The 23,267-nt window shown below is 72.4% G+C and carries 21 protein-coding genes; 3 read left to right on the top strand and 18 right to left on the bottom strand.

The genetic code is table 11. From position 1 onward, the window contains the following. Nucleotides 1-72 precede the first annotated feature (72 nt). The 18 genes from E9934_RS02790 to mraZ form a co-directional block, all read right to left on the bottom strand. On the bottom strand, nucleotides 73-366 hold the full coding sequence (locus E9934_RS02790; protein WP_136561269.1) for a YggT family protein: 294 nt from the start codon (nucleotides 364-366) through the stop codon (nucleotides 73-75). Nucleotides 367-423: 57 nt separating this feature from the next. Continuing rightward, a complete protein-coding gene (locus tag E9934_RS02785) occupies nucleotides 424-930 on the bottom strand; it encodes a cell division protein SepF (protein WP_136561268.1) in 507 nt (168 codons plus the stop codon). 58 nt (nucleotides 931-988) lie between these two features. Beyond that, nucleotides 989-1,693 carry a YggS family pyridoxal phosphate-dependent enzyme gene (locus E9934_RS02780; protein ID WP_136561267.1) on the bottom strand — a complete coding sequence of 235 codons (705 nt, stop codon included), beginning with the start codon at nucleotides 1,691-1,693 and terminating at the stop codon, nucleotides 989-991. Beyond that, complete coding sequence (gene pgeF / locus E9934_RS02775) at nucleotides 1,690-2,427, bottom strand: peptidoglycan editing factor PgeF (protein WP_136561266.1); 738 nt, start codon at nucleotides 2,425-2,427, stop codon at nucleotides 1,690-1,692. Before pgeF ends, E9934_RS02780 begins: the two co-directional genes overlap by 4 nt. A gap of 3 nt (nucleotides 2,428-2,430) precedes the next feature. Continuing rightward, a complete protein-coding gene (gene ftsZ / locus E9934_RS02770; protein WP_136561265.1) occupies nucleotides 2,431-3,591 on the bottom strand; it encodes a cell division protein FtsZ in 1,161 nt (386 codons plus the stop codon). 262 nt (nucleotides 3,592-3,853) lie between these two features. Next, complete coding sequence (locus E9934_RS02765) at nucleotides 3,854-4,600, bottom strand: cell division protein FtsQ/DivIB (protein WP_136561264.1); 747 nt, start codon at nucleotides 4,598-4,600, stop codon at nucleotides 3,854-3,856. Next, nucleotides 4,587-5,960, bottom strand: a complete 1,374-nt coding sequence (murC, locus tag E9934_RS02760; RefSeq protein ID WP_136561263.1) for a UDP-N-acetylmuramate--L-alanine ligase — start codon at nucleotides 5,958-5,960, stop codon at nucleotides 4,587-4,589. The genes E9934_RS02765 and murC overlap by 14 nt, the downstream gene beginning before the upstream one ends. Further along, entirely contained in the window at nucleotides 5,957-7,054 is a 1,098-nt protein-coding gene (gene murG, locus E9934_RS02755; RefSeq protein WP_136561506.1) for an undecaprenyldiphospho-muramoylpentapeptide beta-N-acetylglucosaminyltransferase, read from the bottom strand. The genes murC and murG overlap by 4 nt, the downstream gene beginning before the upstream one ends. Nucleotides 7,055-7,067: 13 nt before the next feature. Further along, on the bottom strand, nucleotides 7,068-8,279 hold the full coding sequence (ftsW, locus tag E9934_RS02750; protein ID WP_238694717.1) for a putative lipid II flippase FtsW: 1,212 nt from the start codon (nucleotides 8,277-8,279) through the stop codon (nucleotides 7,068-7,070). 100 nt (nucleotides 8,280-8,379) lie between these two features. Further along, nucleotides 8,380-9,879, bottom strand: coding sequence for a UDP-N-acetylmuramoyl-L-alanine--D-glutamate ligase (gene murD / locus E9934_RS02745; protein WP_136561262.1), 1,500 nt, complete (start codon nucleotides 9,877-9,879; stop codon nucleotides 8,380-8,382). A gap of 16 nt (nucleotides 9,880-9,895) precedes the next feature. Next, on the bottom strand, nucleotides 9,896-10,966 hold the full coding sequence (gene mraY, locus E9934_RS02740) for a phospho-N-acetylmuramoyl-pentapeptide-transferase (RefSeq protein WP_136561261.1): 1,071 nt from the start codon (nucleotides 10,964-10,966) through the stop codon (nucleotides 9,896-9,898). Continuing rightward, the gene (locus E9934_RS02735) at nucleotides 10,963-12,339 is read right to left on the bottom strand and encodes a UDP-N-acetylmuramoyl-tripeptide--D-alanyl-D-alanine ligase (protein WP_136561260.1); all 1,377 of its coding nucleotides are present in this window, start codon (nucleotides 12,337-12,339) and stop codon (nucleotides 10,963-10,965) included. The genes mraY and E9934_RS02735 overlap by 4 nt, the downstream gene beginning before the upstream one ends. Then, the gene (locus tag E9934_RS02730; protein WP_193556858.1) at nucleotides 12,336-13,832 is read right to left on the bottom strand and encodes a UDP-N-acetylmuramoyl-L-alanyl-D-glutamate--2,6-diaminopimelate ligase; all 1,497 of its coding nucleotides are present in this window, start codon (nucleotides 13,830-13,832) and stop codon (nucleotides 12,336-12,338) included. The genes E9934_RS02735 and E9934_RS02730 overlap by 4 nt, the downstream gene beginning before the upstream one ends. 10 nt (nucleotides 13,833-13,842) lie before the next feature. Continuing rightward, a complete protein-coding gene (locus tag E9934_RS02725; protein ID WP_238694716.1) occupies nucleotides 13,843-15,663 on the bottom strand; it encodes a peptidoglycan D,D-transpeptidase FtsI family protein in 1,821 nt (606 codons plus the stop codon). Between the two features lie 72 nt (nucleotides 15,664-15,735). Continuing rightward, entirely contained in the window at nucleotides 15,736-16,260 is a 525-nt protein-coding gene (gene ftsL, locus E9934_RS02720) for a cell division protein FtsL (protein ID WP_136561258.1), read from the bottom strand. Between the two features lie 2 nt (nucleotides 16,261-16,262). Further along, nucleotides 16,263-17,249, bottom strand: coding sequence for a 16S rRNA (cytosine(1402)-N(4))-methyltransferase RsmH (gene rsmH, locus E9934_RS02715; protein ID WP_136561257.1), 987 nt, complete (start codon nucleotides 17,247-17,249; stop codon nucleotides 16,263-16,265). Between the two features lies 1 nt (nucleotide 17,250). Further along, complete coding sequence (locus tag E9934_RS19465; RefSeq protein WP_158294901.1) at nucleotides 17,251-17,421, bottom strand: hypothetical protein; 171 nt, start codon at nucleotides 17,419-17,421, stop codon at nucleotides 17,251-17,253. A gap of 341 nt (nucleotides 17,422-17,762) precedes the next feature. After that, entirely contained in the window at nucleotides 17,763-18,185 is a 423-nt protein-coding gene (gene mraZ / locus E9934_RS02710) for a division/cell wall cluster transcriptional repressor MraZ (protein WP_136561256.1), read from the bottom strand. A gap of 334 nt (nucleotides 18,186-18,519) precedes the next feature. Here mraZ and E9934_RS02705 point away from each other — a divergent pair, with 334 nt between their 5' ends. The 3 genes from E9934_RS02705 to E9934_RS02695 are packed head-to-tail and all read left to right on the top strand — an operon-like array spanning nucleotide 18,520 to nucleotide 23,115. Next, nucleotides 18,520-19,512, top strand: coding sequence for an AAA family ATPase (locus E9934_RS02705; RefSeq protein ID WP_379191006.1), 993 nt, complete (start codon nucleotides 18,520-18,522; stop codon nucleotides 19,510-19,512). A gap of 13 nt (nucleotides 19,513-19,525) precedes the next feature. Next, on the top strand, nucleotides 19,526-20,740 hold the full coding sequence (locus tag E9934_RS02700) for a DUF58 domain-containing protein (RefSeq protein WP_136561254.1): 1,215 nt from the start codon (nucleotides 19,526-19,528) through the stop codon (nucleotides 20,738-20,740). Next, nucleotides 20,740-23,115 carry a transglutaminase TgpA family protein gene (locus tag E9934_RS02695; RefSeq protein ID WP_136561253.1) on the top strand — a complete coding sequence of 792 codons (2,376 nt, stop codon included), beginning with the start codon at nucleotides 20,740-20,742 and terminating at the stop codon, nucleotides 23,113-23,115. The genes E9934_RS02700 and E9934_RS02695 overlap by 1 nt, the downstream gene beginning before the upstream one ends. Nucleotides 23,116-23,267 lie beyond the last annotated feature (152 nt).

The raw sequence follows: 23,267 nt of genomic DNA, 5'->3' as shown, positions 1-23,267 counted from the left end.
CCGCATCAGGAACACCCGTGATTGTTGGGACAGACGTGACAGGACGGTCGAGCGGGGGTCTGGTGGGAACCCTCAGCCGAGCAGCGTCGCCCGATTCACGCTCAACAGGACGTAGGCGAGGATCATCACGAGGATGAAGCTGAGGTCCAGCGCGAAGTTGCCGATCCGGACCGGCTTGATGACCTTGCGCAGGCCGAGGATCGGCGGGTCCGTCACCGTGTAGGCGAACTCCAGTCCGACCAGGACGACGCCCCGCGGCTCCCAGGTGCGCGCGAACACCTGCACCCAGTCGGTGATGAATCGCACCCACAGGAAGGCGATGAAGGCGAAGAGCACGCCCTCGATGATCCAGCCAGCAGTCGTCACGGGATCAATCTATCGGGCAGCCCGAGCCAGACCCGGGCAGCCTGAGCTCGAGGCTCCTCAACTCTGGTTGAAGAAGCCACCGTCAGCGATGCGCTGCTTGTCCTCGGCCGCGACGGTGACGTTCGGCGGGGAGAGCAGGAAGACCTTGTTGGTGACGCGCTCGATGCTCCCGCGGGTCGCGAAGATCAGGCCGGCGGCGAAGTCGACGAGACGCTTGGCGTCGGCGTCGTCCATCTCGGTGAGGTTCATGATCACCGGGATGCCTTCGCGGTAGCTCTCACCGACGGACCGGGCCTCGTTGTAGGTGGTCGGGTGGAGGGTGGTGATCCGGGAGAGCTCGGCGACCGTGGGCTGGGAGGGCTCGGGGGCGGCAGCCATCGGCCGGCGGCGCTCCTCGAGGTCGGCGACGGTGCCGGACGGTACGGCGCGCACGGGGCGGCGCTCGCGCGGCTCGCGCGGCTCGCGGGCGGGTGAGCGCTCGACCACCTCGTCGTCGTAGTCGTCATACCCGGTGTCCTCCAGCAGGCCGAGGTACTCGCCGATCCTGCGCATCGCACCGCTCATGACTGTCTGCCTCCGTGGTGTGGGCCCTCGTCGAGGACCTTTGGTGGTGTTGTGGACATTACTTGACCCGAGGCCTCGTTCCGAGGACCGCGGTGCCGACGCGCACGTGTGTCGCGCCGGCGGCGATCGCCTGCTCCAGGTCGCTGCTCATCCCGGCCGACAGGACCTGAGCCGGGTGGTGTCGCGCGAGGAATTCGGACCTGACGGCGCCGAGGCGCGCGAACGCCGATGCGGGGTCCTCGCCGAGGGGCGCGACGGCCATCAGACCGGCCAGGCGCAGCTCGGGGTGCTCCGTCGTCGCGTCGGCGAGGTCGAGCAGGTCGGCAGGGTCGGCGCCGGCGCGGTGGTCGCTGCCGGGCGGGTCGAGGCTGACCTGGAGGAGGACGTCGAGGGTCGCGCCGCGGTCGGCCGCACCGCGGGCGAGCCGAGGGAGGAGTCCTGGGCGGTCGACCGACTCGACGACGTCGGCGTAGCGGGCGACGGCGGCCGCCTTGTTGGACTGCAGTCCGCCGACGAAGTGCCACCGGAGGTCGAGGTCGGCACACTCCGCGGCCTTGGCCTCCGCCTCCTGGTGGCGGTTCTCGCCCACGTCGGTGACACCGAGGTCGGCGAGGATCCGGACGTCGGAGGCCGGGAAGTACTTGGTGACGACGACCAGCCGGACGTCGTCCGCGGGCCGGCCGGCGGCTTCGCAGGCGGCGGCGATCCGGGATCGTACGGCACCCAGCCCGGCGGCGAGCTCCTGGCGGCGGTCGGTGCTCATCGGCCACCGTCCAGGGCGTGCGCGAGCCGGATGACACCGGCCTGGCGGCCGGCGTCGGCGCCGTCGCGTCGGTAGGAGTAGAGGTCGGGCGACTCGCGGGTGCACCGGCCGGCGTCGATGACCTCGACACCCTCGGCAGCGAGTTGCGCGCGTACCCCGGCTCCGATGTCGAGCGCCGGGGTGTCCCACGTCGTCGTCGCCCGGCTGGCGGGGATCTCGACGGCGACCTCCTCGCGCAGCTCGGCGGGGACCTCGTAGCAGCCGCCGCAGATGTGCGGCCCGACCCAGGCGGTGATCTCGCGGGCACCGAGGTCACGCATCCGGGCGACGGTGGCGGGGACGACGCCGCGCACCATGCCCAGGCGCCCGGCATGGGCGGCACCGATCACCCGCGACCAGGGGTCGGCGAGCAGCACCGGCACACAGTCGGCCGCGCGGACCATGAGGGTCAGGCCCGAGGTGCTGGTCACGACGGCGTCGGCGTCGGGGCGGTCCGCACCGAGGGCCTCCTCGACGACCTCGACGACGGCACCGTGGACCTGGTGGAGGTCCGCGAGCTCGTCGCCCGGCGCGAAGTCGTCGAGCAGGAGCCTCAGGTTCTCCGACCGCGCGTCAGCCGGGCCGTCGCCGTCGAGAGCGAGGTCCAGGCTGTCCCAGGGGGCAGCACTGACCCCGCCGAGCCGGTCGGTGAAGGCCAGCTCGACGGGGCCGAGTGAGGTGCGGAAGGAGTACATCCCCTACTTCAGAAAGTCGGGGACGTCGAGTTCGTCGCCGTCGTCGAACTGGATCGGCGCCGGCGCGGTGCGCGCACCCACCGGCTGCGGCTCGGCGGGGGCGGGCTCACGGGCCGGGGCCGGCTCGCGGGCCGGCGTGGGCGCCGTGGAGGTCGCGGCGGCGGCCGGACGGGCGGCGCTCTGCGGGCGTCGTACGGCGCTCTCCTGACGCTTCGGCAGGCCACCGTCGAAGCCGGCGGCGATGACGGTCACCCGGACCTCGTCGCCCAGGGCGTCGTCGATGATCGTGCCGAAGATGATGTTGGCGTCCTCGTGCACCGCGTCGGCGACCATGGCGGCGGCCTCGTTGATCTCGAAGATGCCGAGGTCGGAGCCGCCGGCGATCGAGAGCAGCACGCCGTGCGCGCCGTCGATCGACGCCTCGAGCAGCGGGCTGCTGATGGCCATCTCCGCGGCCTGCAGGGCCCGGTCCTCACCGCGTGCGGAGCCGATGCCCATCAGTGCGGAGCCGGCGTTGCTCATGACCGCCTTGACGTCGGCGAAGTCGACGTTGATCAGACCGGGCGTCGTGATCAGGTCGGTGATGCCGGAGACGCCCTGGAGCAGGACCTGGTCGGCCTGCTTGAACGCGTCGAGCATCGACACGTTGCGGTCGGAGATCTGCAGCAGCCGGTCGTTGGGGATGACGATGAGGGTGTCGACCTCCTCGCGGAGACGCTCGATGCCCTCGTCGGCGGACTTCTTGCGGCGGGCGCCCTCGAAGGTGAACGGACGGGTCACCACACCGATGGTCAGCGCGCCGAGCGATCGGGCGATCCGGGCCACGACGGGCGCGCCACCGGTGCCGGTGCCGCCGCCCTCGCCGGCGGTCACGAAGACCATGTCGGCACCCTTGAGCACCTCCTCGATCTCGTCGGAGTGGTCCTCGGCGGCCTTGCCGCCGACGTCCGGGTTGGCGCCGGCGCCGAGGCCGCGGGTGAGGTCGCGGCCGATGTCGAGCTTGACGTCGGCGTCGCTCATCAGCAGCGCCTGGGCGTCGGTGTTGATGGCGATGAACTCGACGCCCTTGAGGCCGACCTCGATCATCCGGTTGACGGCGTTGACGCCGCCGCCCCCGATGCCGACGACCTTGATGATGGCCAGGTAGTTCTGTGCAGCTGCCACAGCGACTCACCCCTCCTATAGGTGTGGATGCGCGTATCGAATGTGTCCGTTCACCGACGTCGGCGGCCGGACCGCTCCCCCACGTTCGGTTGGGTGGTCAGCCGGCGTGTCGACAACTCTGACCCTCATCCTGAGGGTTATAGTTATGTCAACCTCGTCGTGTCCACGACAGTAGGCAGGACCGGACCGCGCCCTGCGCAGACACGCCGCACTGTCGGCCGATTACGCGATTTCTGCGCGCACTGGGCGCCGGAAGTCGGACTCAGCGGGTCGTCGGCGAGCCGGGGACGGAGACGTCGTACATGTCGGCCTTGCGGTCGAGGAGCTCGAGCAGCACGGCCGCCTTGTCCTCCGAGCTCTCCGCGCTTCCCCAGCGCACCAGCCGGCCGTCCTCGAGGTGGAGCAGGATCTCGTCGACGGTCTGGACCTCGAGGTGGTCGACCAGATTCGCGACCGCCGCATCCAGGGCCGCGACCACCGACGCGCCCTCCTTGAGGGCGTCGCGGTCGGCGCCACCGCCCACGGTGATGCGTGGGAGTCCGCGACGAGCGGCCGGGGGTGCCGGGAACGACACCCCGTCGGCGTCGAGGGCGACCTGGCGCGAGCCGAGGTCGAGCACGGCCACCGGGACCCGCTCGACGATCTCGATGCGGACGTCGTGGGGCCACATCCGCGAGACGTCGACCTCCTTGATCGCGGCGAGCGAGCGCACCCGCTGGGCGATCGCGTCGAGGTCCACCCGGATCAACGCGCCACCGGTGTCGACCTCGGCCGCGGCCAGCACCTGCTCGGTGGTGAGCAGGTCCTCCCCGACCACCTCCACCCCCTCGGCCCGCAGCCACGAGGAGAAGTAGAGGCCGTAGGCGCCGAAACCGATCAGGGCCAACGAGAGCACGCCCGCCAGGACGTAGCGCCAGGTCAGCCAACGGCGTGCGCGCTGCCGTCGGGCGAACGCCTTGCGGGCGCGGTCCTGCGGCGAGCGGGGCGCACGCGCCTCACGCCTCGCCATCGCCTGCTCCCTCGTTGAGCGCGGCCAGCAGCTCGGGCGCCAGGGTCGTGACGTCCCCCGCGCCGAGCGTGACGAGCACGTCGCCCGGACGCGCCAGCGACACCATCAGCTCACGCGCCTGCACCCGGTCCGGCACGAACCTGCCGCGGCCCTCCGGCACGGCGTCGGCCACGAGCGCGCCGGTCACGGTCGGGTCCGGGTCCTCCCGGGCGACGTAGATGTCGAGGACGAGGACCTCGTCGGCCGCCCCGAGCGCGACGCCCATCTCGGCACCGAAGATCCGGGTCCGCGACACCAGGTGGGGCTGGAAGCAGACGATGAGACGGCCCCCCGGGCCGACCAGCGAGCGGGCGGCCTCGAGGTCGCCGCGGATCTCGCTGGGGTGGTGCGCATAGGTGTCGTAGACCCGCACGCCGCCGGATTCGCCGATCGACTCCATGCGCCGCTTCGCACCGCGGTGCTGCGCCAGGCCGCGGATCAGCGCGGCCGGATCGCCGCCCAGCTCGAGCCCGGCAGCGAGCGCACAGAGCGCGTCCTGCGCGTAGTGCCGGCCGGGGACCGCGAGCTCGACCGGACCGAGGTCCTCGCCTCGCGCCTCGACCCGGAACCTCGTGCGGCCGCCTTCGACGACCAGGTCGCGCCCGCGGACCGTCGCGCCCTCGAAGAAGCCGGCCGTCACCGACGCCAGGTCGGCGCGCTCGGAGATCGTCACCCGGGCCCGCCCGGCGAATTCGGCGAAGGCCGCCTCGTAGGCCTCCTCGGTGCCCCAGTGGTCGAGGTGGTCGGCGTCGACGTTGGTGATGACGGCGACGTCCGGGGTGTAGACGAGAAAGGCGCCGTCGGACTCGTCGGCCTCGACCACCGCAGGTCCGGTCCCGAGCCGCGCGTTGGTGCCGAGGCTCTCGACCTCGGCGCCGATCGCGAAGGTTGGGTCGAGCCCGGCCTCGCGCAGCGCCACCGTCGTCATCGCCGTCGTGGTGGTCTTGCCGTGGGTGCCGGCGATCGCGACCACTGGACGACCCAGGAGCACCGACTGCAGGCCGGCCGAGCGCGGCCACAGCCGAAGGCCGCGGCGGACGGCCTCCACGATCTCGGGGTTGTCCTCGCGGGCGGCCGTGGTGGCGATGACGGTGTCCACGTCGAGGAGGTACGACGGATCGTGACCGACGTGCACCGCGATCCCCTCGGCGCGCAGCGCCGCGACCACCGCGGAGTCGTTGGCGTCACTGCCACTCACGCTCACGCCCATCTGGTGCATCAGCCGGGCGATCGCGGACAGTCCCGCGCCGCCGATGCCGACCAGGTGGACGGGCCCGAGCGCGGACGCGGGCAGGATCTCGTCGGGGACCGGGATCTTCACCGGCGGGTCCCGGTCGCGACCTCGACGATGATGCGGGCGAGGCGGTCGTCGGCGTCGCGCGGCACCAGGTCGGCCGCCGCGGCGCCCATGGCGGCCAGCCGCGCGGGATCGCCCAACAGCGCCGTGACGGTGTCGGCGACCGTGTCCGCGGTGAAGGCGGCGTCCTCGACGAGGAGTGCTCCCCCCGCGTCCACGACCGGGCGGGCGTTGAGAGCCTGCTCGCCGTTGCCGATCGGCAGGGGCACGAAGATCGCGGGCACCCCGCTCGACGACGCCTCGACGACGCTGGAGGCACCGGCCCGGCAGACCATGAGGTCGGCTGCGGCGAGGGCGTAGTCCATCCGGTCGACGTAGGGCACCACGACATAGGGGACGCCGGTCGGGGCCGGCTCGCGCCAGGCGGGGTCGCTGGTGCCGTTGGGCCCGATCGCGTGCAGGACCTGGATCTCGGAGGCAGCCAACGCCGCCGCGGCAGCACTCACGGCCTGGTTGAGCCGGCGCGCGCCCTGCGAGCCGCCGGTGACCACCAGGGTCGGGCGATCCGGGTCGAGCCCGAAGAACGACCGCGCCTCGGCGCGCAGGGCCGTGCGGTCGAGCGTCGAGATCATGCGGCGGATGGGCAGGCCGACGTACTCCGCACCCCGCAGGGGCGTGTCGGGGAAGCTCACTGCGACCCGGCTCGCCGCGCGGGCGCCGACGCGGTTGGCGATCCCGGGCAGGGCGTTCTGCTCGTGGACGACGAGCGGCAGCTTGCGGCGTCGCGCCGCGACATAGGCAGGCATGGACACGTAGCCCCCGTAGCCGACGATCACGTCGGGGGCGATCTCGTCGACGACCTCGAGGGCCGCCTTGACCGCGCCGCGCAGCCGCTTCGGCACCAGGGCCAGGTCCTTGCCGGGCTTGCGCGGCAGGGGCACCGGCGGGACGAGGCGGAGCGGATAGCCGGCCTCCGGCACGACCTTGTTCTCCAGTCCCCGGGGCGTGCCCAGGCAGGTGATCTCGATGGCAGGATCCAGCCTGCGCAGGGCATCCGCGGTCGCGAGCAACGGCGAGGTGTGACCCGCCGTTCCCCCACCGGCCAGAAGTACGCGCACCACGGAGGAGAACCTACCCGCGGGCCGAGACACCGGCGGAGCGGGCCCGCCGACGCTGCTTCAGCGCGCGCTCCGCGGCCGGCTCGCGGCGCGCGAAGCCGATGAGGAGGCCCAGCGCGGCCAGGGTCGGCAGCAGGCTCGATCCGCCGTAGGACACCAGGGGCAGCGGGATGCCGATGACGGGCAGCAGCGCGAGCACCATGCCGACGTTGATCATCATCTGCACGAGCAGCCACGTGACGATGCCGAAGGAGCAGTAGCGGACGAATGGCTGCGTGGTCTCGCGCGCGACCCGGATGCCGGCGTAGGCGAGGACGAAGAAGAGCCCGACGACCAGGAGCGTGCCCACCAGGCCCAGCTCCTCCCCGAGCACGGCGAAGATGAAGTCGGTGTGGGCCTCCGGGAGCTGGCCCCACTTCTGCTGGCTCGCTCCGATGCCCTCGCCGAACACACCGCCGCTAGCCATGGCGTAGAGGCCGTGGGCGGGCTGCCAGCCCGTGCCGTGGTAGTCCTTGAACGGATCGGCGAAGGTCGCGATGCGCGCCAACCGGGTCGGCGAGGTCGCGGCCAGTGCGAGCGCCAGGACGCTGACCCCGGCGAGCGCCAGGGCGAAGAGCCGGCCCGGTGCGCCGACGATCCACAGCATCGCCACGGCGAGGGCGAAGAAGACCAGAGCGGTGCCCAGGTCGCGGCCGACGACCACGAGACCCGTGGCCAGGGCCATGCCCGGCACCACGGGCACCAGCATCTCGTTGAGCCGGCCCAGCCTGCGCTCCTTGACCGCATAGATGTGGCTGGCCCAGATGACCAACGAGAGCTTCGCGATCTCGGAGGGCTGGACCTGGATCGGGCCCAGCACCAGCCAGTTCTTGTTGCCGTTGATCTCGACGCCCATGAAGGCCGTGGCGCCCAGGAGCGCGAGGGACACTGCGAACGCGGGATAGGTCAGGCGGCGCACCCACGGGATCGGCACCCGCGAGGCGATGAACGCGCACGGGATGCCCAGCGCCACCCACATCAGCTGGCGTCGTACGACGGTGTAGGAGTCGCCGGTCTCGCGGTAGGCATAGACGCTCGACGCACTCAGCACCATGATCAGGCCGATGGTCAGCAGCAGGGCCGTCGCGCCGAGCAGGAGGTAGTAGGTCGTCAGCGGGCGGTCGAGGGCGTCCTTGACCGCAGCCGTCCAGCCGGTGCGGGCCGCCGGACGACGCGCCGGTCGCAACGCACCCAGCCGGGCCCTCAGCGCGAGCCGCGGGGACTCGGGGTTCGCGGTGGTGATGGCGACTCCCCCTCCCTCGGACTCGTCCGGGCCCCTGGCGGCCTCACTGCGTGCCGGTGAACTCCTGCACCGCCGCGGCGAAGGCGTCGCCGCGGGCGGCGTAGTCGGCGAACTGGTCCATCGAGGCACATCCCGGCGCCAGCAGCACGGTGTCGCCCTCGCGGGCCACCCCGGCGGCTGCCGCCACGACGCGTCTCATCCGCGCTCCGGCATCACCGACTACCGGTCCAGTTTCGGGGCTGTCCACGTCGATCACCGGCACATCGGGGGCGTGTCGCGAAAGCGCCTCCGCGATGACGTGCCGGTCCCGCCCGAGCAGTACGACGGCCCGGAGCCGGTCACGCGAGGACTGGACGAGCTCGTCGAACCGGGCCCCCTTGGCGAGGCCGCCGGCGACCCACACCACGGATTCGAACGCCTTCAGGGACGACCCGGCCGCGTGGGGGTTGGTGGCCTTGGAGTCGTCGACCCAGGTGATCCCGTCGTGCTCGGCCACCACCGCGATGCGGTGCCCGTCGGGGCGGAACGCCCGCAACCCGTCGCGCACGGCGGCCTGGCTCACGCCGTGGGCGCGGGCGAGGGCCGCGGCGGCGAGGGCGTTGGCCACGAAGTGGGGGGCGGTCGTGGCGAGGTCGTCGAAGGTGCACAGCTCGGCGGCGCTGCTGTCGCGCTGCTCGATGAACGCGCGGTCGACGAGGATGTCGTCGACGACGCCGACCATGCCGACGCCCGGAACGCCGAGGGTGAAGCCGATGGCGCGGGCGCCCTCCACGACCTCGGCCTCCCGCACCAGGTCCTCGGTCGCGGGATCGGCCGCGTTGTAGACGCAGGCTCGCTCGACGCCGTGATAGATCCGTCCCTTGTCGCGGGCGTAGCGGTCCATGACCGACCCGGCGCCGCCGACCTCGTCGGGCAGGTCGTACCAGTCGAGGTGGTCCTCGGCCAGGTTGAGCACGGCGGCGCTCTCGGCGGCCATGGTGTCGACGTAGTGCAGCTGGAAGCTGGAGAGCTCGACGGCGATCACGTCGTAGGGATCGGGGTCCATCACGGCCTCGGTGAGCGGCAGGCCGACGTTGCCGGCGGCGACGCAGCGCAGGCCCGCGGCGCGCAGGATCGACTCGAGCATCTGGACCGTGGTGGTCTTGCCGTTGGTGCCGGTGACGCACAGCCAGGGCGCGCGATGCTCGGGATCGCGCAGCCGCCAGGCGAGCTCCACCTCGCCCCAGACCGGGATGCCGCGCTCGCGGGCCGCCACGATGATCGGCGCGTCAGGGCGGAAGCCGGGCGAGACGACGAGGACGTCGGCCTCGTCGGGCAGCGTCGCCGTGGCTCCCTCGTGCAGGTCGATCCGCGCGCCCAGCGTCTCGAGGAGCTCGGCCCGCTCGAGCAGGTCGGGGCGAGCACTCTCGGCGAGGGCCCGGACATCGGCGCCGAGGAACAGCAGGTTGTCGACGGCGGCCGCTCCGCTGGCGCCGAAGCCGGCGACGACGGCCCGCACGCCCTCCCAGGAGTCGTGCCGTCCGAGCGTGGTGGGGTCGGCCATGGTCACCCCGGGGTGCTCATAGTCGGGACACCCACTCGGCGTAGAAGATGCCGAGACCGGTGGCGACGAAGAGGCCGGTGATGATCCAGAAGCGGATCACGACGGTGACCTGCTCCCAGCCCAGCATCTCGAAGTGGTGGTGGATCGGCGCCATCCGGAAGATCCGCCTGCCCTTGGTGAGCTTGAAGAAGCCGACCTGCATCATCACCGACACCGTCTCGAGGACGAACAGGCCGCCGAGGATCACCAGGAGCAGCTCGGTGCGGGTCAGGATCGCGAAGCCGGCCAGTGCGCTGCCGAGCGCGAGCGATCCGGTGTCGCCCATGAAGATCTTGGCGGGCGAGGCGTTCCACCACAGGAAGCCGAAGCAGGCGCCGGTGATGGCGGCGGCGATGATGGCGAGGTCGAGCGGATCCCGCACGTTGTAGCAGGTGGCACTGGGCTCGTCCTGACAGAACTGGTTGTTCTGCCAGATGTTGACCAGCGTGTAGGCGCCGAAGACCATCACCGACGCGCCGGCCGCGAGTCCGTCGAGCCCGTCGGTCAGGTTGACCGCGTTGCTGAAGCCGGCGACGAACAGCCAGATCAGCAGGATCGCGAGGATCGTCGGGAGCACGAACCAGTCGAGCTCGCGCAGGAACGAGACCTTCTCGCTCGCCGGGGTCCGGCCGTTCTCGTCCTCGAGCATGGGCGAGAGCGCGAGCCAGCCGAACACCAGCGCGATGACGGTCTGCCCCGCCATCTTGGCCTTGCTGCGCAGCCCGAGGCTGCGTTGCTTGGAGATCTTGATGAAGTCGTCGAGGAAGCCGACCAGCCCCATCCCGACGAACAGGAAGAGCAGCAGCCAGGCGGACGCGCTGGGCGTCGTGAGGGTGATCAGCTTGGCGAGGAAGTAGCCGATGACCGCCGCGAGGATGATGACGACGCCACCCATCGTGGGCGTCCCGCGCTTGGTGTGATGGCTCGTCGGGCCGTCGTCGCGGATCTCCTGGCCGTAGCCCCATTGGGTGAACAGGTTGATCACGACCCGGGTGCCGAGCAGCGAGATCAGGAGGGAGATGCCTCCACCGAGCAGGATCGCTCTCACGCCGTCGACTCCTCCAGGATCGCTTCCGCCACGAGCTCCAAGGCGGCGCCGCGCGACGCCTTGACGAGGACGACGTCCTCCGGCCCTGCATTCTGCCCCAGCCAGGCCGCCGCATCCTCCCGCCCCGCCGTGACGATCACCTCACCGGCACCAGTCGAGGCTCCCTCGGCGATGCCGCGAGCAGGATCGCCGACCACCACGACGACGTCGATGCCCAGACCCGCGACGGTGCGACCGACGAGCCGGTGGCCCTCGTCGTGCTCGTCGCCGAGCTCCTTCATCTCCCCGAGTACGGCGATGGTGCGGCGTCGCTCGCCGGCAGCCCGTGCCGCGGCGCCGATGTCGCTGAGCGCCTCGAGCGCGGCCGTCATCGACTCCGGGTTGGCGTTGTAGGCGTCGTTGACGAGGACCAGCCCGTCGCGGCGCTCGGTGATCTCCATCCGCCACCGCGAGGCCGACCGGGCCGTCGACAGGGCGGCGGCGACCTCGCCGGCGTCGAAGCCCGCGGCGATCGCCATGCCGGCCGCGGCGAGCGCGTTGCCGACCTGGTGGATCCCGGACTCCTGCAACGACACCGGGTGCTCCTCGCCGTCGTGGGCGAAGGTGAAGGAGGGGCGTCCGAGCCGGTCCTGGCGCAGGTCGTTCCACCCGAGGTCCGCCGACTGACCGAAGGGCACCACGCGTGCCCGGGTGCGCTGTGCCATCGCGGCGACGAGGGGATCCTCCGCGTTGAGGATCGCGACACCGTCCGCAGGCAGGGCCTCGACGAGCTCGCCCTTGGCCTGCGCGATGGCCTCCTTGCCGCCGAACTCGCCGACGTGGGCCGAGCCGACGTTGAGCACGGCCGCGATCCGGGGCGGGGCGATCGCGCAGAGCTCGGCGATGTGCCCGATGCCGCGGGCGCCCATCTCCACGACGAGGAAGCGGGTGGTGTCCGTGGCGCGCAGCACGGTCAGGGGCACACCGAGCTCGTTGTTGTTGTTGCCGGCGGTCGCCACGACGGCCGTCTCGCCCGCGAGAGTGCGCAGCACGGCCGCCAGGTAGTCCTTGGTGCCCGTCTTGCCCTGGGAGCCGGTCATCGCGAGGACCGTGACGTCGAGGCGGTCGACGACGTGTCGGGCCAGCAGCCCGAGCGCCCGGACCGGGTCGTCGACGACGACGGTCGGGCTCGTCGTGGGGCGGCTCCCGAGCACCGCGTGCGACCCCTCGGCGAAGTCGTGACCGTCGACCCGCTCCCCGACGACCGCGACGAAGAGTCCGCCGGGCAGGGGCGATCGACTGTCGACGTAGGCGGGCGCAGTGACGGTCAGGTCCTCCCCCGCCAGCTCCCCGCCGACGACGGCTGCGATCTCCGACAGACGGAGCGGGATCATCGGGCCAGCACCTCGCGCACGACCTCGCGGTCGTCGAACGGATGGACCATCCCGGCGACCTCCTGGCCGGTCTCGTGCCCCTTGCCGGCCACGACGACCACGTCGCCGGGCCCGGCGCCGGTGATGGCCTGCGTGATGGCGGCGCGACGGTCACCGACCTCGACGACCTCGGCCTGGCCCTCGCGGGTGCCGGCCAGCACCGCGGCCCGGATCGCGGCAGGGTCCTCGGAGCGGGGGTTGTCGTCGGTCACGACGACCAGGTCAGCCAGCCGGGCCGCGATCTCCCCCATGACCGGACGCTTGCCACGGTCGCGGTCACCACCGGCGCCCAGCACGATGACCAGCCGTCCACGGGTCACCGGGCGCAGCGTGCGCAGCACGGCCTCGACGGCGTCGGGCTTGTGGGCGTAGTCCACGACGACGGTCAGGTCGCGGTCGGTCGGGATCCGCTCCAGCCGACCGGGGACGCCGCCGCTGCCCGCGATGGCGTCGGCCACGAGCTGCTCGGGGAAGCCGGCCTCGGCCGCGGCCGCGACGGCCGCCAGCGTGTTGGCGATGTTGAACCGGCCGGGGATCGGGCTGGCTGCCGGCACCCGCTGCCCCGTGGGGCCGTGCACGACGAAGCGCGACCCGTCGGCCGTCTCCTCGATGTCGGTGACGGTCCAGTCGGCGGGTCCGTCGACGGCGTACGACCGGACCGGGATCGTCGCTTCGCGCACCAGGCGTCGGCCGTGGTCGTCGTCGACGCAGACGAGGCCCAGCCGGGCGCGCTCGGGGGTGAACAGGCTCGCCTTGGCGGCGTAGTAGTCCTCGACATCGGCGTGGAAGTCAAGGTGGTCGCGGCCGAGGTTGGTGAAGACGGCGACGTCGAACCGGACGCCGTCGACGCGCCCCATGACGAGCGCGTGGCTCGAGACCTCCATGGCGCACGCCGTGACGTCGAGCTCGCGCATGCGGGCGAAGAGGCCGTGCAGGTCGGGCGCCTCGGGCGTGGTGAGCGCGGTCTTCACCTCGGCGCCGACGATGCGGGTGCCGACCGTGCCGACGACCGCGCTGCGCACGCCCGCTCCCAGCAGGCCCGCGTCGATCAGCCGGGTGACGGTGGTCTTGCCCTGGGTGCCGGTGACGCCGATGGTCCGCAGCCCGTCGGCCGGGTCGCCGTAGACGGCGGCGGCGACGCTGCCGAGGACGGCGCGCGCGTCGTCGACCACGACGAGGGGCAGGCCGGTCCTGCCGGCGGACTCCGCGCCGGTCGGGTCGGTCAGGATCGCCGCGGCGCCCGCATCGGCGGCCTGGGCGGCGAAGGAGGCCCCGTGGACCCGGGCGCCGGGAAGCGCGGCGTAGAGATCTCCGCGGCGCACCCGGCGGGAGTCGAGGGTCACGCCGGTGACCCGCACCTCCCCGGCCTGCGACAACTCCGCGCCGGCGGCCCGGGCGACCGTCGCGAGCGGGGACGGCGTGGGCTGGGCGGGGCGAGTGGGATCGTCGGTCACCACGCCCGCCTCACCACTCGACCGGCGTCTGGTTGGGTCGCGTGCCGGTCGGCGGGACGCCGTAGCGGCGCAACGTGTAGCTCATCAGCTTGGCGAATGCCGGACCGGCCGTGCTGCCACCGCCGCTGCCGGCGCGGGGACGGTGCACGACGACGTAGATGGTGAAGCGTGGGTCGTCGGCCGGCGCGAAGCCGGCGAAGGACACCGACGTGCTGCCGTCGTAGACGCCGTCCACGACGCGCTGGGCCGTGCCGGTCTTGCCGGCGACGCGGTAGCCGGGGACCTGCGCCCGCCCCGCGACACCGGCCTCGGGGTCGACCACACGCTCCATCATCAGCATGGTCTCCTGGGCGGCTTCCTCGCTGATCACCCGGCGGGTCGTCGCCGAGCCCGAGCCCACGGTCGCACCCTCGTCGGTCGACGCGGAGCCCTGGATGATGCTGGGGTCGACCCGGACGCCACCGTTGGCGACGGTGTTGATCGCGGTGACCATCTGGACGGCGTTGACCGACAGCGACTGCCCGAAGGCGATGCGGTCGCCGACCTGCGAGGTCCAGTCCGGGCCGTCGGGCAGGATGCCCTTGCTCTCCCCGCCGAGCCCGAGTCCGGTGCGGCTGCCGAGGCCGAAGTCCGTGAGGTACGACCGCAGCTGGCCCCGGTCGAACTGGTCGGCCGCGAGCACGGTGCCGACGTTGGAGGACTTGGCGAGGATGCCCGCGAGGGTCAGTCGCAGGGTGCCGTGCTCCCAGTAGTCACCGATCGGGCGGTCCTGCCGGTTGAGCTGGCCAGGGACGCGGAAGTGCTGCTCCTTGGCGCCGAGGCCGGCATCGACCAGCGAGCTGATCGTGAGCACCTTCTCGACCGAGCCCGGCTCGTAGACGTCGGAGAGCGCCGAGGACTTGTAGAGCTCCTCCGGATAGTCGCGGGGGTTGCTGGCGTCGTAGGACGGATAGTCGGCCAGGGCGAGCAGGTCACCGGTGCGGGAGTCCATGATGATCGCGATCCCGGACTCGCCGGCCGCGTTGACGACCGTCTGCTGGAGCACCCGCTGCGCATAGAACTGCAGATCGCGATCGAGCGTCAGCGTCAGGTTCTTGCCGTCGACCGCGGGGGTCACGGTGTTGTCGCCCAGCGGGATCTGGTTGCCGGCGCCGACCTCGTAGCGCGCCTCGCCGTCACGGCCGGAGAGCCACGCGTCGAAGGAGTCCTCGAGACCGGCGAGACCGACGACCGCTGCCTCGTCGCCCTCCTTGCCGTTCTCGCCGAGGAAGCCCAGGACGTTGGCGGCGACATCGTCGTTGGGGTAGATCCGCAGCGGGTCCCGCTCGGTGCTGAGGCCGGTGAAGGGACGGTCCTTGTCGTCCTTGAACCGCTCCGCGATGTCGGCGACCACCTTCTCGGCCTTGCTGGCCGGCACCCGGCGGGCGATGTACTCGAACTGGCTGCCCTCGGCGCGCAGCCGCTCGAGGGTCTCGATGTAGTCGACACCGAGCCGGCGGGCCAGATAGGTCGCCAGCTCGGCGGCGACCGGCGCGGTCACCACCGGGTTGGCGATGATCATGCGTCCGTCGACCGTCTCGGCGAGCAGCTCGCCGTTGCGGTCGAGGATCTCACCCCGCGTCGCGGGCAGCGCCACGATGCGCGAGCCCTCGGCCGCCGCCATCTGGGCGTAGGACCGCGGGTCGACGCCCTGCAGCTGCACCAGGCGGGCCGCGAACACCGACAGCACGATCGCGATGAGCAGGAAGCCGATGCCCATCCGGCGCTGCGGGTTGCCGCGCGGGACGCGCTGGAGGCGCCCGTGCTGGCGGCGGATCGTCGGTCGGCTCAACGCTGTCGTCCTGCTGCTCTCGGGGTCGGGGATGGGGTCGGGTGGACCGATCTCCAACCTACGGCCCGGCGATCACCGAACCGCGGTGGGCGCGCCGCCGGTCCGGGCCCGGGTGGAATCGGAGGTCCGCAGCTCCTCCGGCTTGCTCGGCGCCGGCATCTGCAGGGGGATGCTGTCCTCGGCGGACGCCGGGACCGGGTCGCCGGTCACCTTCCCGGTGCGGAGGTCGAGGACTCCCGCGGGGGTCGACGGGATCACCATGCCCATCTGCTGGGCCGAGCGCGCGACCCGCTGCGGCTCGCGCAACGCCTGGAGGTCCATCTCCAGCGCCTCCTGCTGGGCGCTGAGGTCGGTGGCCTGCGTCTCCAGCGCGGTCTCGCGGAAGGACGCCTGCTGCATGGAGGTGTTGAAGAGGAGCAGGCCGACGACGCCCGCGAGCAGGATGACGCTGACGAAGGTCACGAACGGCACGCGCGGCGCCCGCGAACGGCGTGTGCGGGGCACGACGGTGAGCCGCGCTCGCTCCAGCGCGGCCTGGGCGAACCGGGGTGCGGCATACGGGAGCCGGTTGCGGAGAGGGGACGATCCAGAGGACATGGCTATGCGGCTCCCTTGCCTGACGTGCCTGACCGAGACCGATCGGATGGACGGATGCGCTCGATGGCGCGGAGACGGACGGAGGCGGCCCTTGGGTTCTCCTCGATCTCGCCCTCGTCGGCGAGCTCGGAGCCCCGCGTCACCAGCCGGTACGACGGCTCGGCACCCTCCTGCACGAAGGGCAGGTCGTCGGGGACGGTGGAACGGGTGGCGTCCGCGAAGACCCGCTTGACCAGTCGGTCCTCCAGCGAGTGGTAGGACTCGACCACGACCCGGCCCCCGACACCGATCGCCTCGACGGCGGCCGGCATGGCGCGCTCCAGCACGCGCAGCTCGTCGTTGACCTCCATCCGCAGCGCCTGGAAGGTCCGCTTCGCCGGGTGCCCGCCGGTGCGGCGCGCCGGCGCGGGGATGACGTCATAGAGGAGCTCGACCAGACGGCCGGAGCTGGTGAACGGCTCCTTCGCCCGCTCGCGGACCACGGCGTCGGCGATGCGACGCGCCATCCGCTCCTCGCCGTACTGCTTGAGGATGCGTGCCAGCTCGGCGGCGCTGTAGGTGTTGAGGACGTCGGCGGCCGTGGGGCCGGTGCTGCCGTCCATGCGCATGTCGAGAGGGGCGTCGACGGCGTAGGCGAAGCCCCTCTCGGGGAGGTCGAGCTGCATCGAGGAGACGCCGAGGTCGAACAGGACGGCGGCGACCTCCGGGAGCCCCAGGTCGGCGAGGACGTCCGGGATCTCGTCATAGACGGCGTGCACGCCGGTGAACCGGTCGCCGAACGGGGCGAGCCGCTCCCGGCTCATGGCCAGGGCCTGCGGGTCGCGGTCGACCCCGACCACCCGCGCGAGCGGGCAACGGGTCAGGACGGCCTCGCTGTGGCCGCCGAGGCCGAGCGTGGCGTCCACGAGGACCGCGTCGGGATGGTCGAGCGCGGGCTCCAGCAGGGCCACGACCCGGTCGAGGAGGACGGGGACGTGTCGGGCGGCCACGTCAGCGGCCCGCGAGGTGGGAGAGCAGGAGGAGCAGGGAGCAGGTGACGGAGACCGCTGCCGAGAAGGCCATCACGGCGAGGGCCTCGCGGGCCTGCTCGCGCACACGCCGGGGCCCGGGCTCGCTGAATGACTCAGCGACCTCCGGCAGGTGTGCCCGCGTAGCGCTCATGACTTCGACCCTCGACCCGTTGGTACTGCGTTGACCTGGTGGAACTGCGGTGCTGACTGACCGCTGCTGACTGCTGAATTGGTGCAGCGGATCCGCAGGTCCAGGTCCCGGCCCGCTCCCGGCCCGTGTTCGGGTGCCGACTGGCGCCGGGGAAGGTGCTCCAGTTGGCCGGGCTGGCCGGATGTCGGGCAGTGCGCCTGGTGCCGGGGAAGGTGCCCCAGGTGGTGCCGACGTCCGGCGTCGGGAAGCGGGAGCGGGCTGAGACCTCGTCCTGCGGATCCGCTGTTGTGTTGTGAAGCTGGTCCTGCTGGCTACTGCTGGCTACTGCTCGTGCGGGGCGATCAGTCCTCGTCCTCGTCGAGGTCGGCGAATTCCAGGAGCGCCGCCGCCTGGAACTCCCGCCACGAGGTGGGGTTCCAGATCTCCAGGCGGTCCCGCACACCGATCACGACGACGTCGCGCTCGAGTCCGGCGTAGTCGCGCAGGTGGGCGGGAATCCCGACCCGTCCCTGCTTGTCCGGCGTGCTCTCGTCACCACCCGCGAACAGCACCCGCGCGTAGTTGCGGGCCGCCCGGTTGGTCATCGGCCGCGCGGACGCCCGCTCGGCCTCCTCGGCGAAGACGTCGGTCGGCCACACGACCAGGCACTTGTCCTGTCCCTGTGTGACCACGAGCCCCTCCGCCAGTCGATCCCTGAACTTCGCCGGGAGGAAGAGACGGCCCTTCTCGTCGAGCTTGGGGGTGTAGGTGCCCATGAAGAGCATCTGGCACCTCCGTCGTCCTCCACTTTCCCCCACAGTACTCCACTTTCCCCCACCGTCAACCACCTCGGCCCTGAATTTCCGCCGGATCGCCCCCACGCCCGGCCACAAAGGCGCAGGTCAGCGGGCCAGGAGCCGCCGGTGGAGCGGAGTGGAGCGCCGGTGGAGGGAAATGCGACGCGCAGGCCCATCCGGCGAGCCGACCAGCCAGGGGCGCCGTAGGGTTGCTCCACCGGGGACCGAGCGCCCCGCGCTGCAACGAGCACTGCACGAGCACGAGGGAGAGCACGTGGAGCCCACCACCCCGCCGGCACCGCCCGCACCACCCGCACCACCCGTGGCGCCGGCGCCACCAGCGCCATCAGGATCGGCCGGGCCGTCAGCCCCGGACGTCGAGACGGTGGCCCGGGTCGCCGCCCAGATCCGCGCCAACGTCGAGAAGGTCATCCAGGGCAAGAGTGACGTCGTCCTGAGCTCGGTGATCGTGCTGCTCGCCGAGGGTCACCTGCTGATCGAGGACGTGCCCGGGGTCGGCAAGACCATGCTCAGCAAGGCCCTCGCCCGCAGCATCGACTCGACGGTGCGCCGCGTCCAGTTCACACCCGACCTGCTGCCCTCCGACATCACGGGCGTCTCGGTGTTCAACCAGTCCACGCGGGAGTTCGAGTTCCGCCCCGGCGGCGTGTTCGCCAACGTCGTGATCGGCGACGAGATCAACCGCGCCTCGCCCAAGACCCAGTCGGCTCTGCTCGAGTGCATGGCCGAGCGCCAGGTCACCGTCGACAACGTGACCTATCCGCTCGAGTCGCCATTCATGGTCATCGCGACACAGAACCCCGTCGAGATGGAGGGCACCTATCCCCTCCCCGAGGCCCAGCGCGACCGGTTCCTCGCCCGTGTGTCGGTCGGCTACCCGGTGCCCCAGGCCGAGCTCGCGATGCTGACGAGCCACGGCACCGTCAACCCGCTCGACGACCTCGAGCCCGTCACCGACAGCGCCGAGGTCCGCAAGCTGTGCGGCATCGTCGCCCAGGTGCACGTCTCCGACGCCGTGCAGCAGTACGCCGTCGCCCTGACCGCCGCCACCCGCCACTCCCCCGAGCTGGTGCTGGGCGCCTCACCCCGGGCGACCCTGCACCTCGTCCGGGCCGCCAAGGCCCGTGCCGCGGTGCACCGACGTGACTACGTCATCCCCGACGACCTGCGAGCCCTGATCCAGCCGGTCCTCGCCCACCGCCTCCTCCCCAGCGCCGAGGCCGCCGTCGGCGGTCGCAGCGTCGCCGCGATCCTCGAGGGCATCGCCGCGCACGTGCCCGTGCCGGGCGCCTGACCGGGCCTCGGCCATGCGTGCCCTCTGGTCGTCGCTGACCCTTCGCGGACGCGCGTTCGTCGCAGCAGGAGCCACCGCGATCGGTTGCGCCATCGTGTTCGGTCAGCCCGCCCTCGTCCGGGTCGGCGTGCTGGTGCTGGTGCTGCCGATCGTCGCCGCGATCGTCGTCGCCGTCCGGCGGCCCGACGCGCAGGTCCAGCGCAGTGTCCGCCCCGCCCTGCTGCGGGCCGGAGAGACCGCCCACGTCGAGCTCGCCGCCACCGGCACCCGTCGCCGCGCCGCACTCCTCGTCGAGGACAACGTCCCCTACGCCCTCGGCAGCCGGCCACGCTTCGTGCTCGCCGACCTCGAGCGCGGCTGGGAGCGCACGCTCACCTATCCCGTGCGGTCCGAGCTGCGCGGGCAGTACGACCTCGGGCCGCTGGTGGTCCGCACGGTCGACCCCTTCGGCATGGTCGAGCGCCGCTCCTCGCTCGGCGACCCGGCCACCGTCGTCGTCACGCCGCGGGTGCTCCCCCTGCCCGGGGTCCCCCTGTCCGGCGGTTGGCACGGCGCCGGCGACCACCGTCCCCAGTCCTTCGCGACCGGCTCGGCCGAGGACGTCACGGTGCGCGAATATCGCCGCGGCGACGACCTCCGCCGCGTCCACTGGCGCAGCTCGGCACGCCTCGGTGAGCTGATGGTCCGCCGCGAGGAGCAGCCGTGGGAGGCGCATGCCATCGTGCTGCTCGACCACCGCAGCAAGGTCCACCAGGGCCGCGGTCCCGCCTCCAGCTTCGAGGCCGCCGTGGTCACCGCCGCCTCCGCCATCGTCCACCTCGAACAGCACGGCTACTCCGTGCAGTTCGCCACCGCCGACGGCATCGAGTGCGACGGCGCCGACGCCGCCCTCCGCCGCATGGCCGTGCTGCGCATGACCGAGCGGGGCAGCCTGGACGTCGGCTGGTGCGGCGACCACGCCCGGGGTGGCGTCGTCGTCGGCGCGTTCGGACGGACCCTCGACACCGATCAGGCCGCCCTGCGACGGATCCGGCACGACGCCGGCGCGGCCCTGGGCGTCGTGCTCGACGTCGCACAGTGGTCCGCCTCGGCCGGCCGCCTGGGCGACGCCGCCGCCGCACCCCTCGCGACCCTCGGCTGGCGGGCGACGGCCGTGGGCCCCCGGGACCGGCTCGACCTCGCCTGGCAGGACCTGGGCCGCTCCCCCTCCCGGACCGGAGCCTCCTGATGGCCGGCACCGCACGCGCCCGACGCACCGACCTCGCCGCCGGACACGGCACCACGATCGCCCTCAGCATCCTCGCCGCGGCGACCACCTGGCTGACCCTGACCGCGTGGCGAGGCTTCGTCGAGGAGCCGTCCAGCTATCTCGGACGCCTGGCCCTGCTCGCGCTCGTCGTCGCAGCACTCGGAGCCGTCCTCCGCTCCACGAGCCTGGCCCGCCCCCTCGTCGCCCTCGTGCAGACGGTCGTCGTCACGGCTCTCGTCTCCCAGCAGATCGCCGGAACGCCGATCCCGCTCGGCGGCGCGAGCGCCGAGATCAGCAACGCGCTGACCACGGCGATCGACGCCGCCCGCCTCTACCAGGCCCCCGTCAGCGCCGAGGCACCGCCCGTGTGGCCCCTCATCGTCGTCGCTGGCGCCCTCTTCCTGCTGATCGTCGACACCGTCGCCTGCACCTACCGGCACGTCCCCGCCGCCGGCCTCGCTCTGCTGGCGATCTACTCCGTGCCCAGCGGTCTCATCGACGCCGGCCCGGACTGGCGCAGCTTCGTCGCCGCGGCCGCCGGCTTCCTCGCCCTGCTCCACATCGACGCTCGCGGCCACACCCTCGTCTGGGGGCGGATGGTCGGCGACCCGGCCTCCCGCAACGGTCTGGCCCGACCGGTCCGCGACGCCGCTCGCGCCAGCACCTGGACCATCGGCGTCACCGCGACCGCGCTCGCGCTCGTGCTGCCGACCTTCATCCCCGTCCTCGCCGTCGACGTCTTCGAGTTCGGCGGCAGCGGCGGCAACGGGGACATCCGCATCCGCAAGCCCCTGGTCGACATGCGTCGCGACCTCGAGCGGGGCGAGGAGGTGCCGCTCATCCGCTTCACGACCGACGACCCGTCGCCGTCGTACCTCCGGCTCGCTGTCCTCAACCGCTTCACCGGCGACGAGTGGAGCAGCGGTGACCGGGACGTCGACGGCGACAACCTCGCCGACGGCGAGCTCCCCCGGCCGCCCGGCCTCTCCTCGACGGTCCCCGTCCGGGAGTACCGCTACGACCTGACCATCTCCGAGGACCTCGACTCGACCTGGCTGCCGACGACGTTCCCGGCCAAGGCCGTCTATGCCGCCGGGGACTGGCGCTACGACCCGACGACCCTCGACTTCCTCTCCGCCGACGACGACCTCGACACCAAGAGGATGCAGTACTCCGTCACCTCGCTCGATCCCGACTACGGGGCCGACGGCCGGTGGTTCGGCGACGCGGCATCCGGGGCGGTCCCCGACGAGCTGCTCGACGCGCCGGGCGTCTCCAACGCGGTGCGCGACCTCGCCCGCGCTGTCACCGAAGCGGGGGGCAACGACTACGAGAGAGCGACCTTGCTGCAGCGTTGGTTCCGCGAGGACGGCGGCTTCACCTACGACCTGCGCGCCGCGCCCAACGGCACCGGCAACGACACTCTCGACCACTTCCTCTCCGCCGAGGGCCGGGTCGGGTACTGCGAGCAGTTCGCCTCCGCGATGGCCGTGATGGCGCGGAGCCTCGGCATCCCGGCTCGCGTCGCCGTCGGCTTCCTCAAGCCGACCAACTACACCGACGGCACCTGGGAGTACACCAGCCACGACCTGCACGCCTGGCCCGAGCTCTACTTCGCCGACGCCGGCTGGGTGCGCTTCGAGCCCACCCCCGCCGACCGGGCACCCGACGTGCCGCCGTACTCCCGCTCCGACATCGACAGTGGCGGCTTCCCCGAGCCCTCGGCCCCGACCACCTCCGCGTCGGCCTCCTCCGGAGGAAGCGACCCCACCGCCCCCGAGCGGCGACCTGAGCAGGACCGCGCCGAGCCCGACACGACGGCCGACGACGCCGCCGCCCAGGAGGACGGTGGCATCCACCCCCTGGTCGTGGTGGCCTGTCTCATCGCGGCGCTGCTGGTGCTGCTCCTGCTGATCGGCCCCCCTCTGCTGCGCGGCCGGCACCGGCGCGCCGGCCTCCACGGCGGCCCGGAGGAGATCTGGACGGAGCTGCGCGCAACCGTCCGCGACCTCGGCGCGAGCTGGCCTGAAGGACGATCGCCGCGCGAGGTCGGTGTGGTGCTCGCGGGTCAGCTGGGCGACCCGACGGCACCCCCCGACCCCGACATCGAACGCCCACGGACCGGACCGTCTGCCGCCCCTGCCGCTGCCGACGCCCTCGAGCGCATCGTGGACCGGGTCGAACGGACGCGCTACGCCCGCGACGGATCGCCCGCCGCCGGCGGCGTCGCCACGCTGGCTCCCCCGTCACTCGCGGACGACGCCCACCTCGTGATCACCGCCCTGGAGGCGGGCGTCACGGCCCGGGCCCGCCGCCGCGCCCGTTGGATGCCCCGCTCCATCTGGCGCCACTGACCTTCGCTGGTTGAGGTGCCGCGAGCGAGGAACGAGCGAGTGGCCTCGAAACCTCTGTGCCTGTCGTGCCGGACGGTGACTGCTGTTGGGCGGGTTGGCGCCTGCGGCGCCTCCCGGGCCAACCCCCGACTCTCCGGGATGGGAGCGGTGAG

The organism is Nocardioides caeni, assembly GCF_004912195.1.
In the GTDB taxonomy this organism is placed as follows: domain Bacteria; phylum Actinomycetota; class Actinomycetes; order Propionibacteriales; family Nocardioidaceae; genus Nocardioides; species Nocardioides caeni.
Note: the sequence above shows the minus strand (reverse complement) of the source record. Positions and strands in the feature narration are given on the sequence as shown.